At 73.4% G+C, this 16,852-nt stretch carries 13 protein-coding genes; 2 read left to right on the forward strand and 11 right to left on the reverse strand.

The genetic code is table 11. The features are described 5' to 3' along the window. Window positions 1–125: 125 nt before the first annotated feature. The 9 genes from H9640_RS04875 to H9640_RS04915 form a co-directional block, all read right to left on the reverse strand. Entirely contained in the window at window positions 126–1,532 is a 1,407-nt protein-coding gene (locus H9640_RS04875) for an alkaline phosphatase family protein (RefSeq protein ID WP_191789592.1), read from the reverse strand. Then, window positions 1,529–2,815 (reverse strand): metabolite traffic protein EboE, encoded by a 1,287-nt coding sequence (gene eboE / locus H9640_RS04880; protein WP_191789593.1) that lies wholly within the window; start codon window positions 2,813–2,815, stop codon window positions 1,529–1,531. The genes H9640_RS04875 and eboE overlap by 4 nt, the downstream gene beginning before the upstream one ends. Continuing rightward, window positions 2,815–3,693 carry a TatD family hydrolase gene (locus H9640_RS04885; protein WP_191789594.1) on the reverse strand — a complete coding sequence of 293 codons (879 nt, stop codon included), beginning with the start codon at window positions 3,691–3,693 and terminating at the stop codon, window positions 2,815–2,817. Before H9640_RS04885 ends, eboE begins: the two co-directional genes overlap by 1 nt. Beyond that, window positions 3,693–4,445 carry an EboA domain-containing protein gene (locus H9640_RS04890; RefSeq protein WP_191789595.1) on the reverse strand — a complete coding sequence of 251 codons (753 nt, stop codon included), beginning with the start codon at window positions 4,443–4,445 and terminating at the stop codon, window positions 3,693–3,695. The genes H9640_RS04885 and H9640_RS04890 overlap by 1 nt, the downstream gene beginning before the upstream one ends. Then, complete coding sequence (locus H9640_RS04895) at window positions 4,442–5,335, reverse strand: sugar phosphate isomerase/epimerase family protein (protein ID WP_191789596.1); 894 nt, start codon at window positions 5,333–5,335, stop codon at window positions 4,442–4,444. The genes H9640_RS04890 and H9640_RS04895 overlap by 4 nt, the downstream gene beginning before the upstream one ends. A 44-nt stretch (window positions 5,336–5,379) precedes the next feature. After that, complete coding sequence (locus tag H9640_RS04900) at window positions 5,380–6,402, reverse strand: SCO3242 family prenyltransferase (protein ID WP_318243648.1); 1,023 nt, start codon at window positions 6,400–6,402, stop codon at window positions 5,380–5,382. Continuing rightward, the gene (locus H9640_RS04905; RefSeq protein WP_191789597.1) at window positions 6,399–7,619 is read right to left on the reverse strand and encodes an inositol-3-phosphate synthase; all 1,221 of its coding nucleotides are present in this window, start codon (window positions 7,617–7,619) and stop codon (window positions 6,399–6,401) included. The genes H9640_RS04900 and H9640_RS04905 overlap by 4 nt, the downstream gene beginning before the upstream one ends. A 316-nt stretch (window positions 7,620–7,935) precedes the next feature. Then, window positions 7,936–9,432, reverse strand: coding sequence for a hypothetical protein (locus H9640_RS04910; protein ID WP_191789598.1), 1,497 nt, complete (start codon window positions 9,430–9,432; stop codon window positions 7,936–7,938). A gap of 56 nt (window positions 9,433–9,488) precedes the next feature. Then, the gene (locus H9640_RS04915; protein ID WP_307824224.1) at window positions 9,489–10,094 is read right to left on the reverse strand and encodes an RNA polymerase sigma factor; all 606 of its coding nucleotides are present in this window, start codon (window positions 10,092–10,094) and stop codon (window positions 9,489–9,491) included. Window positions 10,095–10,225: 131 nt separating this feature from the next. Between H9640_RS04915 and H9640_RS04920 the strand changes: the two genes are divergently transcribed. Continuing rightward, window positions 10,226–12,055, forward strand: coding sequence for a DUF4012 domain-containing protein (locus H9640_RS04920; RefSeq protein ID WP_191789600.1), 1,830 nt, complete (start codon window positions 10,226–10,228; stop codon window positions 12,053–12,055). Between the two features lie 184 nt (window positions 12,056–12,239). Beyond that, window positions 12,240–12,950: a peptidase gene (locus H9640_RS04925; RefSeq protein WP_191789601.1), complete on the forward strand. Its 711-nt coding sequence runs from the start codon at window positions 12,240–12,242 to the stop codon at window positions 12,948–12,950. Between the two features lie 119 nt (window positions 12,951–13,069). On the opposite strand, the gene H9640_RS04930 is transcribed toward H9640_RS04925, so the two are convergent. Together H9640_RS04930 and H9640_RS04935 are read right to left on the reverse strand one after the other, a co-directional pair. Continuing rightward, a complete protein-coding gene (locus tag H9640_RS04930) occupies window positions 13,070–13,771 on the reverse strand; it encodes a hypothetical protein (RefSeq protein WP_191789602.1) in 702 nt (233 codons plus the stop codon). A 234-nt stretch (window positions 13,772–14,005) separates the two neighbouring features. Then, window positions 14,006–16,636, reverse strand: coding sequence for a glycosyl hydrolase family 18 protein (locus H9640_RS04935; protein WP_225226727.1), 2,631 nt, complete (start codon window positions 16,634–16,636; stop codon window positions 14,006–14,008). Between the last annotated feature and the right edge of the window lie 216 nt (window positions 16,637–16,852).

The following is a 16,852-nucleotide window of genomic DNA, read 5'->3' on the forward strand; positions in this document are numbered from 1 at the left end:
CCCCCCCCCCCCCCCCCCCCCCCCCTTCTGGTTTCCCCGGGTGCCCGAGGGGCGCCGGGGAACCGTGTCAGAGCGAGCGTGGCCCCATGCTCACGCTCGTCCTGACAAGTCCGTGCCGCGGCTCCTCAGACCTTCACGCCGAGGTTCTGCATCTCGAGCACCAGGCCCTTGATCGCCGCGGCGGGCACCTGTCCCCCGCGCTCGACGAGCGCGGCGACCGACGCCGGGATCTCGGCCTCCGAGCACAGGATCAGGGGCGTGTCGGCCGCGGAGTCGGGCAGTCGTCCGTGCGTGCCGCGCACGTAGGAGGCGTCGAGCGGGACGGTGCTCATGGCGTAGCGCAGCCCGAGCTTCTTCTTGACGAGGTTCATGCCGGCCTTGGCCTTGGCGAGCGGGTCGGCCGGGTCGAAGAAGAGCTCGGCGGGGTCGTAGCCGGGCTTGCGGTGGATGTCGACGCCGCGTGCGTACTCGGGGGCACGGGCGTCGTCGAGCCAGTAGTAGTACGTGAACCAGGCGCCGGGCTCGGCGACCACGACGAGGTCGCCCGAGCGCTGGTGGTCGAGGCCGTAGCGGGCCTGCGCCTCCCGGTCGAGGACCTCGTCGACGCCGGGCACGGCGCGCAGCAGGTCCTGCACGCGCGCGAGGCGCGACGGGTCGTCGACGTACACGTGCGCGACCTGGTGGTCGGCGACCGCGAACGCCTTGGACGTCCACGGGTCGAGCTGTTCCTTGCCGTCCTGCACGTAGACCTCGAGCAGACCCTCGCGGCGCAGGATGCGGTTGAGGTGCACAGGACGGTTCGCCTCGGCGATGCCGTACTCCGAGACCACGACGACCGCGACGCCGTTGTTGGCCGCGTCGTCGAGCAGCGGGGCGAGGACGGCGTCGAGCTCGGCCGCGGCGGCGTCGGCCTCGGGGGCGTCGGGGCCGAACCGCTGGAGGTCGTAGTCGAGGTGCGGCACGTAGGCCATGGTGAGCTCGGGCGAGTGGGTGCGCAGGACGTGCCGGGTCGCCTCGACGATCCAGGCCGAGGACGCGATCGCGGCGGTCGGGCCCCAGTAGGTGAACAGGGGGAACTCGCCGAACCGCCCGGTGAGCTCGTCGTGCAGCGCGGGCGGGCGGATGTACGCGTCGGGCGACTTGCGCCCGTCGGCGTGGTAGATCGGGCGGGGCGTGACGGTGACGTCGGTCGTGGCGCCCATGGCGTACCACCAGCAGACGTTCGCGGTGCGGTGGTCGGGGTTCGCGGCCCGGGCGGCCTCCCAGATCTTCTCGCCCGAGACGAGCTTGTTGTGCTGGCGCCAGAGGAACACCTCGCCGAGCTCGCGGAAGTACCAGCCGTTGCCCACGGCGCCGTGCTGGGCGGGGGCGAGGCCGGTCGTCATGGTCGCCTGGACGGTGCAGGTGACGGCGGGGAGCACGGTCGCGAGCTGGGTCTGCCAGCCGCCCGCGGCGAGCTGCCGCAGGCGCGGCATGTGGGCGAGGGCCTTCTCGGTGAGCCCGACGACGTCGAGCAGCAGCACGGGCTTCATGCGAGGACTCCTGAGGTCTGAGGGGTGGTGGTGGAGGACGCGGGCCCGGGCCCGAGCAGGTGCTCGGTGGCCCACCGCAGCTCGGCGGCGATCCCGGCGACGAGCGGTTCGACCGCCGACGGTGACGCGACGCCCGCCGGCGGTGACGAGGACGGGAACGCGGGCGAGCCGGGCGGCAGCACGGCCCACGTGTACGTCTCGACGTCGAGGTGGGCCTCGTGGCCGTGCGGCGCGGCGCGCACGGCAGCGACGGCGTCGCGCAGCACGTCGGTCGTCGCGGCCAGGGGCGGGGCGGGCTCGTGGTGCAGGGGCACGTGGAAGTGCACGCGCCACGGCCCCTCCCCCGGCAGCCCGGGCGCCGCACCGGTGCCCAGGGCGTCGGGCAGGTCGTCGACGGGCAGCACGTCGCCGCCCGGGGCGAGCTCGCGCACCTGGTGGATGTAACGCTTCTCGACGAACTGCCCGACGGCGTCGCGAGCCCCCGGCGCGGACGGCTCGGCGAGGTGCAGCGCGGCCGAGGCCTGCACCTTGACCACGCGCAGGCCGGCCCCCGTGATGCGCTCGACGGCCGCGGCCGGGTCGGCGAACGAGACCGCGAGGTGGCACGTGTCGAGGCAGACGCCCACGAACGCGGGGTCGATGCCTCCCACCTGCTCACGAGCCCGACCTGCCGGGCCGGGTGCGAGCCGCGCCTCGAGCCACGTCACGACGTCCTCGACCGTGTCGAGCACGCACCCGGGCTCGGGCTCGACGGCGACGCGCACGACCTTGCCCGTGCGGGCGGCGAGGTCGCGCAGCCCGGCCGAGAGGTCCTCGAACGCGCGCGTCGCCGCGGCGTCCTGGGCGGGCGACCACGCGACCCCGTCCGGCTCGCGCCACGCGAGCGGGAGCGTCGAGATCGACCCGTCCACGCCGTCGGGCAGGAGGGCCGCGAGGACCTCGGCGCACTCGAGCGTGTACGCGAGCCGCTCGGCGTCGGCCCAGGTGGGCGAGTAGACCGCGAGCTTGACGACGTCGTCGTGGAACCCGCCGTAGGGGAACGCGTTGAGCGTGTGCACCTGCAGCCCGTGCTCGTCGAGCGCGGCCCGCAGCCGAGCCATGTCCTCGGCCGCGCGCGGCGACGCCGAGAGCCGGTGCGCGAGCGCGGCCGGCAACCACAGCCCGACCCCGAGCACGTCGAGCCCCGCGGCCCGGCGCACCGGCCGGGCGTACCGCGCGAGCTGGTCGACCACGCCGTCAAGGTCCTCGGCGGGGTGGACGTTGGTGCAGTACGAGAGCTGCATCAGACCCGGGCCCCGCGCAGCACCGAGCTGCCCTCGTAGCTCGCGGTCGCGGCGGGGGCCTCGCCCTCGACGAACCCGGGCACGGGGTCGAGCAGCAGGTTGCCGGACTGCCCGTAGAACTCGACCGGGTTGCGCCACAGGACCTTGTCGACCTCGTCGTCGCTGAACCCGGCCGCGAGCATCGCCCGCCCGGTCTTGAGCGTCTTGAGCGGGTCCGAGCGTCCCCAGTCCGCGGCCGAGTTCACGAGCACGCGCTCGGTGCCGTGCTCGAGCAGGATCGCGACCATGCGGTGCTCGTCCATCTTGGTGTCGGGGTAGACCGAGAACCCCATCCACGCCCCGGCGTCCTTGACGAGCGCGACGTTGGTCTCGTTGAGGTGGTCGACCACGACCATCCCGGGGGCGATCCCCGACTCACGGACGACGTCGAGCGTGCGGTGGGTCCCGACGAGCTTGTCGCGGTGCGGGGTGTGGACCATGACCGGGAGGGCCGCGTCGACCGCCATCGCGAGCTGGCGCGTGAACGCCTCGTCCTCGGCGGGCGTCATGGAGTCGTAGCCGACCTCGCCGACCGCGACCACGCCGTCCTTGGCGAGGTAGCGCGGGATCTCGTCGAGCACCTCGGTGCAGCGGGGGTCGTTCGCCTCCTTGGGGTTGAGCGCGATGGTCGCGTGGTGACGGATGCCGAACTGCGTGGCCCGGAACCGCTCCCAGCCCAGCAGGGAGTCGAAGTAGTCGAGGAACGACCCGACGGTCGTGCGGGGCTGCCCGAGCCAGAACGCGGGCTCCACGAGCGCACGCACGCCCGCGGCGTACATGGCCTCGTAGTCGTCGGTCGTGCGGGAGGTCATGTGGATGTGGGGGTCGAAGATGCGCATCAGGCGTCCTTGCTGTGGTTCGCGAGAGAGGTCGGGGCTGCGGGGGTGAGCTCGGGCGCGATGCGCGCGACGTCGTCGGGCACGACGCGCCCCGCCGCCCGGCGCTCGGCCGCGAAGTCGCGGGCCATGCGCGCGAGCTCGTCGTCGGCGCGCTCGTCGAGCCCGGCGACCGCGTCGAGGCTCACGCCCATGAACACGAGCTTGAGGACGGCGTGGCGCCACGCGTGGTCGTCGAGGTGCGCAGCCGCGAAGGGTCCGACGGCCGCCGCCACGAGGCTCTGGTCGTTGGCCCGCAGCGCGTCGGCCGCGAGCGTGGTCCCGGCACGGACCACGGCGGGCGGCAGGGTGCCGCTGGGCTTCCCGGCGAGCGCCAGCGCGTCGAGCCCGCGCAGCACGCCCCGCCGCTCGGACGTGTCCCCGCGCTGGTAGGTCTCGGTCAGGCGCGTCGCGAGGGACTCGCCGTCGGCGGGCAGGGCGCCCGCGAGCGCCACGACGAGGCGGGCGCGCGCGGCGTCGTCGAGCGTCCCGTGCAGGACCCCGGCGGGGTCCGCGCCCGGGTCCAGGGGCGTGCGTCCCACGGCCCGCCCGGCCCGCGCCAGGTGCCCGACGGCGGAGCCCGGGTCCGCGGCCACCTCGCCGCACGCCGCGGCCAGCCAGGCGGCCTGCTCGTCGGAGAGCAGGCCCACGAGGGCGTCGGGGTCGCCCGCGGTGGTCGGGCGGCCCGGTGCGTCGGTCAGGTCGGGGACGGTCATCGGAGTGCCTCCTGGGGTGTGGATGCGGAACCTGTCGTGGTGTGGTGCCGGACGACCCAGGCGTCGGTCATCGCGGCCATGCTGCGGTGCGCGAGCCCGGGGGCGTCGTACGAGTGGCGGGGCAGCTCGACCGCCGCGACGCCCGTGTAGCCGATCTCGCCGAGCGTGCCCAGGGCCAGGGGAAGGTCAAGCTCGCCCTCCCCGAACGGCAGGTGCTCGTGCGCGGTGTGCCGCATGTCGTCGACCTGCACGTTCAGCAGGTGCGGCGCCGCGGCGAGCAGCGCGCCGCGCACCCCGCCGGGCTCGACGACCACGCAGTGCCCCAGGTCCACCGTCAGACCCAGCTCGTCGGGCGACCCGGCGTCCGCACGCAGCCGCAGTGCGTCGGCGACCGTCTCGACGAGCATCCCCGGCTCGGGCTCGAGCGCGAGCCGGACCCCGTGGTCCCGGGCGTGAGCCACGACGCGCGGCACCCGGGCGAGCAGACGGTCCCACCCCTGCTCCGCCGTCGTGCCCGCGGGCAGGACGCCTGAGAAGAAGGACACGCACTCGGCACGCAGGCCCGCCGCGACCTCGACCGCGCGGCACAGGAAGCGGACCCGCAGGTCGGCGAGCGCCTCGTCGGGGTCGAGGAACGTCGGGTGGTGCTTGCGGAACGGGTCGAGCAGGAAGCGCGTGCCCGTCTCGACGACCACGCGCATCCCCAGGTCGTCGAGACGACCGCGCAGGCGGGCGACCTGCGCGTCGGCGTCGTCGGCGAAGGGGTCCAGGTGCGGGTGCCCGAGCGTCAGGGCCACGGCGCCGTACCCCTCGTGCGCGAGGACGTCGAGGGTCACGTCGAGCGGGTGGTCGGTGAAGCCGTTGGTGCCGTAGCCGAGGGTGAACGGCATGCGAGGGACGGGGGGCACGGGCCGCGACGGTGCCGGGGGCACGCTCATGACTCGCTCAGACCGGGGTGCGGGCTCACGCGACGCCGCCCCCGGGCGCGCAGCACGCGCCCGGCGAGCTCGACTCCCGCGAGGACCGCGACCGAGCCCAGGCTCCCGCCGCGTGCCGCGAGCGAGGCCTGGAGCGGGACCATCGACCGGATGCCGGCCTTGGTCGCCGCGAACGCGTTCGTCGCGTCGGGAGAGCCGACCGTGGCGGCCTGCTGCGGCAGGCACGAGGCCACGTACACCCCCGCGGAGGCGAGCGCGGCCAGCGCGGGGACGACGGCGCGTGCCCGGCCGAGCGCGTCGACCTGCCCGCCCGACGACCGGACCGACGACGGCGCAGAGGTGAGCGGCGCCGTCGGGCCACTGCGCAGCGAGCGCAGCGCACCCACGGCCACGGCCCCCGCGACGCCCGTCGTGCCCGTCGCGACCGCGGCCGCGACGAGCGGCGTCGTGCCGTGGACCTCGCCCCGCGAGAGCACGGTGACCCCGGCCGTGTGCACGGTGAGGGCCGCCGCGGCCGGGAGCGCCGCACGCACGCGACCCCGGCCCGCGCCCATGAGCACGTCGAGGCCGCGGCACGCCGCCATGACGACGGGCCCGGTCACGTGGTTCTTCGCGACCAGGTCGTACGTCCACACGCTCGCCGCGAGCGGCACCGCGAGGACGAACGAGCGTCGCCCTCCCCCAGCACCCGCGAGCGCGAGACCCGCGACCGTGAGGCCCGACGCCACACCCAGGGCCCGCTCGGGCGAGACCCGGCCCGAGGGCAGCGGTCGCTCGGGCCGCTCGACCGCGTCGAGCTCACGGTCCGCGTAGTCGTTGAGGGCCATGCCGCCCGCGTACAGGCACGCCGACGAGAGCGGCAGGAGCGCGAGGCGCCACGGGCGCACGTCGGCCCCGGCCCCGGCGGAGCTGCGCGCCGAGCCGAGCCGGCCGCCCGCGGCCGCGCCCGCAAGGGTGTCCCCCACGACCGACAGGACCGCCGGCGCCCTGACCAGGTCGAGGTAGTCGCGCAAGGTCACGGCTCGCCGACCTCCGCGCGCGCCTGGTCCGCCTGAGCGCTCGTCCGGTGCGCCCACACCCCCAGCTCGCGCGACTGCTCCGCGAACGCGTGCACGTCCGAACCCCACGGGTCCTTGAAGAAGAAACCCATCTCCGGGACCGGCCCGGACAGGCCAGCGGCGTCCGCGAGCGCCAGCAGGCGGGCCAGGTCCAGCACGAGCGGGGCGGCGAGCATCGAGTCGTACGCGCTCCACGTGGTCTGCAGCGTCAGGCGGGACCCCAGGAATCCCTCGACGTGGACGTGGTCCCACGCGACCTTGATGTCGCCCAGGTCGGGGACGTTGTCGATGTGGAGCGGGGTCACCGTGGTCCCTGTCAGGTCCTGCAGGCCGCGGTTCTTCGAGACGAGCTTGCTCTGGACCGCATGGGGGTCCGCGAGCGTCGCACCGTCTCCGCCACCCAGGAGGTTCGAGCCGGCCCAGGACAGGACGCGCAGCCCGCGCGACGCCAGCGCAGGCGCCAGGACCGAGCGCAACCACGTCTGGCCGGTCTTGCCGTCCTGCCCGGCGAACGGGACGCCGCGCTCGGCCGCGAGCGCGTGCAGCGCGGGCAGGTTCATGCTCGCCGACGGCGTGAAGCCCGCGTACGGCGCCCCGGCGAGGAGCGCCGCGTACGCGGTGACCGAGCTCGCGGGCAGGACGTCGCGCTCGGGGTCCTCGAGCGCCGCGCGCAGCAGGTCCAGGTCGTCGAGCTCGGGGGCCGGGGCGGGCAGGGGCTCGGTCGAGGCGAGGTCGATCACGACGACGCGGGCCAGGCCGTGGCGCTCGCGGAAGGACGTGAGGTCCGCCGCGAGGCCCTCGGCCGCCGACGCCTGGGAGCCCGTGCGGTGCGCGGGGTCGTAGCCGGGGCGGATCTCCGCGTCGGCCGCGTCGAGCTGGGGGCGCACCGCCTCCAGGAGGCGGTACGGGATCATGCCCGCCTCGACGAGCATCTCGGCGCGCTTGCCGAGCGGGGTGTCGCTGATGTCGTGCCCGCCGACGACGAGGTCCGTGAACGCCGGGAGGGCGACGGCGTCGAGCGGGGGCTGCGCGGTGACGCACCCGGTGGGGGTGCTCAGCCCCGAGGCGATCGCGGCCAGGCCGAGCGTGGCGGTCGTCGCGACGGATCCTCGTGCCCCGACGAACCAGATGCCGGTGCGGCCGTGGTTCCAGGTGGGCTGGTGGGGTGAAAGGTGCATCGTCGCTCCTGGTCCCGTCGGTCCTCGCTGGCAGGACCGAAGTGCGGAGTCGAGGGCCTCGTCGCCCTCGACGGGCTCCGTCCCGTGGTGGGCACGTTCGCGCGAGCGAGGCGTGCCCGGACCTGCCGGGGCGGTGGCCGTGCAGCGACCCTAACCCCCCTTTTGTCGATGGTCAATCAAAAGCCGGAGGGCTCTGTCGTCGACTCTCGGAATCGGCGACAAAAGAAAGGTGCCGAGGGCAACGCTCACGCGTCACCCGCGGCACCCCGGTACGTCACCCTGGGCGGCCGGGACCGTCAGCCTCGTCGGGCCTCGGTCAGCCGGCCGGGGAGAAGTCCAGCTCGTCGTCCGCCACCGCGACGACCGACCACGTGCTGCCGTCGGCGTCGCTCAGCTCGTACGACGGCACCAGGACCGCTCCACCGTCGGCCTGATAGTGCACGGCCCAGCCCAGGCGCGCCGACGTGATGGTCACCTCGTCCACGGGCCACGACACGGCTGCCCCCTCGCCCGCCGTCGGGGGGACCGTCGGCACCTCGGGCTCGACCGGAGCGACGTCCGTCGTGGCGGCGTGGGGTGCGCCCTGAGGGCCGCCCTGCCGCGCGTACGCGATGATCCCCGGGCTCCCGAACCGGGGGTCCCCGAGGCGTTCGACCGCCTCGGTGGGACTCACCACGGCGTACTCGCCGATCGACACGGTGGGTGCGAGCGACCCGGAGAGCGAGGCGAGACCCGCACCGGAGTACGTCAGGTTCCACGCGACCCCGGTCCGCTGGTCGTCGACCACCTGGGACGCGGTCACGGCAAGGATCTTGCCGTCGGCGTCGTACGACTCGGTCGCGTACTCGTAGCCCGCCGGATCGAGACCGAGCGAGCCGAGCACGTCCTTGCTCGTCGAGATCGCAGCGTCGGGCGACGGCGCCGGGCCGAGGTCCTGCTGACCGCACCCGGCCTGGGGGTCGGCCTCCTTCTCCTCGGTGGTCGCCGCGCCGCTCCCGGGGATCGCGACGAACGCGCACGCCCACGGATCCTTGCCGGGATCGTTGAACGAGACGCTCGTGGTCCCGTCGGGCTGGAGGCTCACGACCGGTCCCTGACCGTCCGTCGGTCCGACCGTCCACGCCCCGTACTCCTGCCGCGGCTCGCCCGCGACGCCCAGCGCAGCGGCGACCTTCGCTGCGGTCTCGGCCGAGAAGGTGCCCGCGGCGTCGTACGCCCACGCCGGGGCCGACGTGCCCTCGGTCCCGAGCCCGGCGGACGTGAACACCGTCCGCCCCCCGAAGCCGGGCATGCTCGACATCTTCGCGTCGGCGGCGCCCATGGCCGCCGCCTCGGGCGCGGCCCCCCGGCTGCCCGCCGAGAGGTCCTGGAGGGTGATGGGTGCGTCCGCGGTCGCGACCGACGCCCCGCCGCCCGAGCTCCCTGTGCTCCCGAGCGCATACCCACCGACGCCGAACGCGAGCACGCCCGCGACACCTGCCGCGACAGCGCCCACCAGCGGCACACGGCGCCGCTTCTTCTCGCGGTGGACGGCCAGCTCGTCGATCCCGTCGCTCTCCCCGCCCGACGGCGTCGCTCCCGCCGGGCCGTCCGGCTCGCCCGGGGCGTCGGCCTGAACCGGCCCGAACGACTCGCCGAGGTGCGCGCGGACGGTCGCGTCCTTGGCAGCGATCGCCGCGAGGTCGGGCGTCACGTCCGCTGCCGGGTCCGCGTCGCGGACGCGCTCGTACGCCTCGTCGGGCGTCAGGTGCCCGTCGGGGGATCCTGTCGCGTCTCCTGGGGCAGTTCCTGGGACCTGGTCGTCGGTGCTCATGGTGAGTCTCCAGCTCGTCGATCCGGGGGCCCGGATCCTCTACCCCGTCTGTGTCGTCACCGCTCGCTGTCTTGCACGGGACGCGACGGCTGTGCGGGCTGCGCGGCGGCGCGGGCCCGGACCTGGGCGACGGGCACCTCGCCCGTGTCGCCGGCACGCGCCTGGGCGGCCCAGGCGTCCCGCAGTCGGGAGCGGGCACGCGACAGCGCCGCGTCCGCGCCACCGCGGCTCACGCCCAGCACCTGTGCAAGCTGGTCCCCCGTGACACCGTCCCAGGCGTTGAGGAGCAGGATGCGCCGGTCGCGCGGGGCGAGCACCCCGAGCACGCGGCGCACGTGGTCGTCGCTCAGCGCGAGCGACTGCGGGTCGACGTCGTCGGCCTCCTCGGGGACGTCGGCCACGAGGACCGGGCGCATCTTGCGGCGGTGGTTGGCGAGGACGAAGCCGGCCGTGCGGTAGAGCCAGGGCAGCTCGGCCCCCTCGGGGACGTCCTCCCGGCGCCGCCAGGCCGTCGCGAAGACCTCCGCGGTGAGGTCCTCGGTGTCGGGGGCCGCGCCTCCCGCGCCCGCGGGGAGCCTGCGCCGGAAGTAGCGGTAGACGGCAGTCGTGTGCGCGGTGAAGAGCGCCTCGAACCAGGCGTCGTCGCGGGTCGGGGGCGTCACTGAGGCTCCAGGTGGGATGGCCGGCATCGTCAACCTCCCTGTGTCGCGGCGGTCCTGATCCTTGCAGCATCGCCACGGTCGGCTCTCGTCGCCCGCGGGTACGGCTCCGATCATGCCTCTACCCTGATGCCATGAGCGCCACCGACGACGCAGGCCCGACGACGCCCACGACCTCTCGCCGCCCGCGTCGCAAGGGGCGCCGGGCCGGGTGGGTCGTCCTGGTGCTGTTCCTGCTCCTGGTCGCGCTGCTCGTGTGCGCGGGTCTCCTGGTGCGCGACGCGCTCGCCGCCCGTTCGTCGTTGACCGACGTGATCGACCGGCTGCCCGCGGTCGAGGAGGCGCTGCGCGCGGGGGACGGGGCCGCCGCAGAGGCCGCGTTGGCCGAGGTCCAGCCCCTCACGGCCGACGCCCGCAGCCACACCGACGGCCCCCTGTGGTGGGTCGCCGGCCGGCTGCCGTTCGTCGGTGCCGACGTGAGCGCGTTCTCGACCGCGGCGTGGGCGGTCGACGAGATCACGCAGGACGTCCTGCCGCCCCTCACGCAGGCCGCGGCGCTCGTCTCGGAGGGCGGGATCCAGGTCCAGGGCGGGGTGGTCGACCTCGCCCCCCTCACCGCTGCCGCCCCCGCGGTCGCCGAGGCCGCCGACACCATGTCGACCGTCGTCGGGCGGGTCGGCGACATCGACGTGTCCGCGCTGCAGGACGTGCTCGCGGGTCCGGTCGCCGACCTCCAGGACAAGGTCTGGACGCTCGACGGGCTCGTGGCGACCGCGGACCGCGCGACGACGCTCCTGCCCGCGATGCTCGGGGCCGACGGGCCTCGGACGTACCTGGTCATGGCGCTCAACAGCGCCGAGCTCCGCTCTCCCGGCGGCATCCCCGGGTCGTTCGCCGTGATCGGCACGGACGCCGGGCGCATCACGCTGCTCGACCAGGCCTCGACGCAGGACGTGGGCCCGTTCCCGGAGGGCATCAGCCCCCTGGACCCGGCCGACGAGGAGCTCTTCGGACCGAACATGGCCGTCTACGTCCAGGACACGGTCTACACGCCCGACTTCCCCACGGCGGCCCCGCTGGCCGCAGCGATGTGGGAGGCCTCGAAGGGGCAGACCGTCGACGGGGTCCTGACCCTCGACCCCGTCGCGCTCTCCTACCTGCTGGAGGCCACCGGTCCGATCGACGTCGCGGGCGCCACCATCGACGCCGGGAACGCCGTGGACGTCCTGCTCTCCGACGCGTACGCGGAGCTCGAGCCCGGCCCCGAGACGGACATGTTCTTCGCCGCGGTGGCCGCGCAGGTCCTCACCACGGCGCTCTCGGGCGACACGGACCCGCAGAGCCTGCTCGGCGCGGTCCAGCGCGCGACGAGCGAGCACCGGGCGCTCGTGTGGTCGAGCCACGAGGACGAGCAGGCCCGGATCGCCGACACCGTGGTCTCGGGGGACATCTCGTCGTCCGAGCGCGCGGCGGACGCCGTCGGCGTCTTCTTCAACGACGCGACCGCGGGGAAGATGAGCTATTACCTCGACTCGAGCGTGCAGCACGTGACGAGCGAGTGCACGGCGTCCGGCCGCGCGGACACGTTCCGCGTGGACCTCACGAGCACCGCCCCGGCCGACGCCGCGACCGACCTGCCGTGGTACGTGACCGGTGGTGGGATCTCCGGGACCCCGCCGGGCAACGTCCGCACCGACCTGTTCCTCTACCCGCCGCGCGGGGGGAGCATCCTGAACGTGACCGCCGACGGGACGCTGGTCGGCAGCGCGGTCGTCGAGAACCAGGGCCGTGCCGTCGCGACGCTCCCGCGAGAGCTCGCCCCCGGGCAGAGCACGAGCGTGACCTTCACGGTCGCGACCACCGACGGCGGCGGCTCCTCGGACACCCGGTCGCTCGACCTCTGGTCGACCCCGACGGTCGATCAGCCGGGGCTCGCGACGATCGAGGTCCCCGCCTGCGGGTGACCTCCGGAAAATCACGGCGAGACAACGATTCCCCAGGAATTGCTTTTCACCCGGACAACCGTCCACTTCGTGACCGATAGTCGCTACCCTCAAAAGTTCAGGGTCCAGTGACGGTAGGAAGGCGCGCCGAGGCTTCGACCCCTCCTATTCATCGACCGCCACGACCAAGACTGGTGAAGACGCCATGAGCACTTCAAGGACCACACTCTGGGCGCGGGGCCTCCTCGTCGCAGGGCTCGTGGGTGCGACGGCTCTCGTCGGCCCTGCGGCGAACGCCTCCGTCGAGAACCCCGAACCGACCGGTGGCTACGTCGAGACGACACCGCCACCCACGATCGAGCTCACGGTGCTCCAGCCCGTGTGCGACGGCGACGTGCCCTACCTCGAGTACGACGTCGACGTGACCGGGACCCCGAACGACACCGTGACCATCACGTGGCTCAATCCCTCGGGCGCGAACGTCGTCCAGGCCGGGCTGCCCCTCTCCGGCCGCGTCCTGTGGCCCGGAGCCACGGTGGACGCCGCCGGCAACCCCACGGGCTGGCCGGGCTGGGTGTTCGAGAACGGCGAGTGGGTCGAAGGTGGAACGTTCGGCTGGGTGCGCCCGACCGTGAACGTCCTCTTCCAGGTCAACCCCGAGACCACGGTCTCGGTGGCCTACCCGCCGTCGAGCCCCAACTGCAACACGAACCCTCCGGGCAAGACGACTCCCCCGGGGACGACGACCGTCGGCGGCAAGGTCACGACCGTCTCCAACAAGGCAGGCGCCCAGGAGAGCGGGCTCGCCGCGACGGGCGCGACGGTCGGCAAGTTCGTCGGCGTCGGGGCAGCGCTCCTGCTGGTCGGTGGCGGTCTGGTGCTGGTCGCACGGCGCGGCCGCAAGGGCAACGCCTGACGACCGACGCTCACGTCACAGCACGAAGGCCCCCGGTGATGATCACCGGGGGCCTTCGTGCTGTGCGTCGATGTGCGTCGAGCTCCTGGCGCAGCAGCCGCGCCGCGTCCAAGGAAGGGTCAGGCCGGTGCGGTCGCCCATGTCGCGGCGTAGAGGCGCTGCTCGAGCCCCTCGAACGACCAGCGGTCCGCGATGAGCGTCGGCCCGTTGGGCGAGTCCGGCACGAACCACTGCATCTGCTCGACCGTCATCTGCTCAGCCCCCGAGGCGTCCACGCAGCTCAGCTCGAAGCGCGTGAGCGTCGCGGGCTGGCCGTCGATCTCGACGTCCAGCTTGCTCGTCTCCTTGGACGAGGCCACCGTGAGCTTCCCGGTGCCGGGGCAGAACGCGCCCTCCGGGACGTAGGCCTGGGCCGTGTCGACGTCGGCGACCGGGTCGCCGTTGAGCACGTCGAAGCTCGGGCACGCCTCGGACTCGGGGCACCCGCCCGCGCGCACCTGGGTCAGTCCCTCGGAGGGCTGCACGACAGACCAGTAGTCGGCCGCGAAGAGGGCGAGGGGCCCGACGTCGACGGTGTTGGTGTGCTGGCCCTCGTGCTCGTCGTGGGTGTCGGCTGCCGCCGGCCCGGAGCCGGACGGGTCGGTGCTCGCGGTGCCCTTGTCCGTCGCCCCGCCACCGGAGCACGCCGAGACCAGGAGTCCCGCTCCCAGGACGACCCCGACGAACGGGAGCAGGTGCGCACGGGCGCCGCCGCGCCGTCGGGCCTGGGGGGAAGCTGCCGCTTCTGCGGCCGAAGTACGGATCACACGGTCCTGGTGCACGGGTACTGCCTCACTCATGTAGGTCGGCCCCGGCGTGACCCACTGGGGAGAGTCACGTCGGGGCCTCGGACGATTTCACGCTACTGATGGCTGCCGGAAAGGGTGATGAGGGGTTCCCACATCCTTGCCGGTGAGGTACGGGAAACCCCGTACGCGACGACGTCCGTGAGGCGGGCGGGCGGGCCGAGGCGCCCACGCACCCACCCCACGGAGGTCACTCGTCGAGGGAGGACGTCAGCAGGAGCCGCCGTCGGCCCACGCCCCCCACTGCTGGGCCCCCGGGGTGTCCCCCTGGTTCCAGTACTTCGCGGTCCACGTGCGGCCGCCGTGGCTGACCTGCACACCGCCCGCGTACGTCGCCGTGGCGGACCAGGCGACGGCGGTGCAGACGCCCGTACCGCCGGTCGTCCCACCCGTCGTGCCGCCCGTGGTGCCGCCGGTCCCGCCGGTCCCGCCCGTGGGCTCGACGACCGTGACGCCCCGCGGGTAGTCGTAGGTCGTCGAGTAGGACGTACCGGCGATCGTCACGATCACGTTGGAGAACTGCGCGATCGGCATGGTCCACTTGAGCTGGTTCGTGATGCTCCCGCCCGCGGGGATGCCGCCGAGGGGGACCGTGAACTCGGCCGTGTGGAAGTCGCCCTTGAGTCCGCCGACGTTCGGGCCCACGTGGCCCTGCTTGGTCGTCGTCGTCTTCATGCCCGACCAGTCGCTCATCTCGCCCGTGTCCGTGGTGCCGTACTGGAACGAGATGGTCGCGCCCGCCGGGATGGCGGTCTTCGACCTGTTGGTGAACACGACCTTGGGGTTGATCGGGTAGTTGCTGTCACCGAGCGCGAACTGCGTGTAGTCGATGCCCAGGTCGATCGCCTGCTTGGGCATGACCCGGTCCGCGTTCGCCTTGGTGGCCCCGTAGGCCGTCGTCGTGCTGAGCTTCGAGTGCATGAGGTCGACCATGGTCTGGCCGATCTCGTACTGGCCCTTGGTCTGGTTGTAGCCGTAGTCGCCCGCGAGCTCCCAGATCATGACGCCGCCGAGGCCCGTGTCGGCCACGTAGTCCGTCTTCGCGCCGATCGCCTGCGTCGTGTCACCGGACAGGAAGACCTTCTTGCTCGCGTTCCACCACCACTCGTTCTTGGTGACCGGGTCGAAGTGGTGCACGTACGAACCCGTGACGGCCGTCGGGACCTTGTAGGAGGCCGCGTAGTCGCCCGCGATCCCCTTCTGCAGGTTCAGCGCGTGCCAGATCGGGTTGACGCCGGCCGGCACCGCGTTGCCCATGGGGTCGGAGTCGAACCAGAGGTTGTCGACGCCCTCGGCGCCGTAGCCGCACTTGCCGTTGGTGCCCGCCGGGCACGTGAAGCCCGCGGGCGGGACGGCCTTGCCGCCCATGCCGTCGGTGCCACCCTGGACGCCCTGGAAACCGCGCGTGTAGAAGCCGACGCCGAGGTTCACGCGGCCCGCCGGCATGGCGCCGCGGAAGTAGTGCGCGGCCCAGTCACCGTTGAGGTAGCCCATGCCCTTGTACGCCGTGTACACGCCCGCAGCGGTGAGCTCGGGGTCCTTGCCGTCGTCGAACAGGGGCGAGTTGCCGCCGACGTGCTCGTTCCACGCGCCGTGCAGGTCGTACGACATGAGGTTGACGTAGTCGAGGTACTGGACGACCTGGAAGGCCTCCATGCCACGCAGCAGCCACCCGGACGACGGCGTCGCGGTCGTCAGCATGTAGTACTCGCCGTCCTCCGCCCCGGCCTTGTCGAGCTTCTCGCGGAGCGTCTTGAGGAGGTTCACGTACCCCTGGAAGTGCTTGTCACGCTTGGCGTCCGAGAACGCGAAGTCGTCCGGGTTCCCGGCCCCCTTGTTGGACGTGGGGTACTCGTAGTCGATGTCGATGCCGTCGAACCCGTACTGCCGGATGAACGCGACCGTCGAGTCGGCGAACGTGTCGATCTTCGCCTGCGACTCGGTCATCGTGTAGAACCCACCGGACGCGACGCGGTTGCCGTTCGCGTCGAAGTAGCCACCGGTCTCGGCCCATCCCCCGACGGCGGGGATCACCTTCACGCCCGGGTTCGCCTTCTTGTACTTCGCGAGCAGGTTGAAGTGCCCCTTGTAGGACAGCGCGGGGTCCATCTCGGCCCCTGCGACGCCCGGCCACGTCATGTCGGTCGACGCGTTGCCCGCGGCCTGCGCGTTGACGGAGATCTTGTTGTCGGCACCGACGTGCGCGAACGCGTAGTTGATGTGCGACAGCTTGTTCCAGGGGATGTCGCTCGCGAGGTAGCGCGGCTGGCCGTTGGCCCCCGTGCGCCAGTTCGAGAAGTAGCCGATCACGCGGCGGTCGAGCCCGTTGGGCAGCTTCTCGCGGCCCGCGGTGTCGTAGACGTCGCAGTACGGGACGTCAACGCCCGGGGTCTTGTACATGCCGTCCGGACGGCACGCCTCGTGGCCTGTCGCAGGGGTCCCAGGGGTGGTCGTGCCGCCGGTCGTCCCGCCAGTCGTGCCACCGGTCGTGCCACCCGTCGTGCCACCCGTGGTGCCACCGGTCGTGCCACCCGTGGCGCCACCGGTCGTGCCACCCGTGGTGCCGCCGGTCGCACCGCACGCTCCCTGGGAGGCCCAGGGGCCGGACGCCTCGGCGCCGGGGACGTTGTTCTGGGTCCACCACTTCGCGGAGTAGTTCACGCCGTCCTTCGAGACGGTCGCACCGTTGGTGTAGGTCGCCGTCGCCGACCAGGCCGGGGCGCAGTCGGCGGCCACCGCCGACGAGCTGGCGGCCGCGACGAGCATCGTCGCGAACAGCGCGGTCGTGGTCGCGAGGGCCGCGCCGACCCGGGCGCGGTGCCCGGAGAGTTTCACGTGCATCGAATCTGCCTTCGTTGTGCGGAGCGCGACGCGCGGTGCGCGCGCAGCGCCAAGGACCGCAGGGCGGGGCCCGGCGGAGATCTGGGAGGGCTCGTGGCGAGCCCAGGGGACGGTCGCCGAACCCGAGGTCCGGTCGGCCCGGCCCTCTGGCCGGTCGGATGGAACCTCGGGTTCGGCAGCGGCGAACCGCTACGTGGTACCCACCGGTGACGGAGC

Source organism: Oerskovia gallyi (assembly GCF_014836745.1).
Taxonomy (GTDB): domain Bacteria; phylum Actinomycetota; class Actinomycetes; order Actinomycetales; family Cellulomonadaceae; genus Oerskovia; species Oerskovia paurometabola.

Bases quoted from the DNA above. Each gene is read 5' to 3' on its own strand.
- H9640_RS04895 (WP_191789596.1), bottom strand. From the start codon at position 5,335: ATGCCGTTCACCCTCGGCTACGGCACCAACGGCTTCACCGACCACCCG.
- H9640_RS04920 (WP_191789600.1), top strand. From the start codon at position 10,226: ATGAGCGCCACCGACGACGCAGGCCCGACGACGCCCACGACCTCTCGC.
- H9640_RS04875 (WP_191789592.1), bottom strand. From the start codon at position 1,532: ATGAAGCCCGTGCTGCTGCTCGACGTCGTCGGGCTCACCGAGAAGGCC.
- H9640_RS04935 (WP_225226727.1), bottom strand. From the start codon at position 16,636: ATGCACGTGAAACTCTCCGGGCACCGCGCCCGGGTCGGCGCGGCCCTC.
- H9640_RS04885 (WP_191789594.1), bottom strand. From the start codon at position 3,693: ATGCGCATCTTCGACCCCCACATCCACATGACCTCCCGCACGACCGAC.
- eboE (WP_191789593.1), bottom strand. From the start codon at position 2,815: ATGCAGCTCTCGTACTGCACCAACGTCCACCCCGCCGAGGACCTTGAC.
- H9640_RS04910 (WP_191789598.1), bottom strand. From the start codon at position 9,432: ATGAGCACCGACGACCAGGTCCCAGGAACTGCCCCAGGAGACGCGACA.
- H9640_RS04905 (WP_191789597.1), bottom strand. From the start codon at position 7,619: ATGCACCTTTCACCCCACCAGCCCACCTGGAACCACGGCCGCACCGGC.
- H9640_RS04925 (WP_191789601.1), top strand. From the start codon at position 12,240: ATGAGCACTTCAAGGACCACACTCTGGGCGCGGGGCCTCCTCGTCGCA.
- H9640_RS04890 (WP_191789595.1), bottom strand. From the start codon at position 4,445: ATGACCGTCCCCGACCTGACCGACGCACCGGGCCGCCCGACCACCGCG.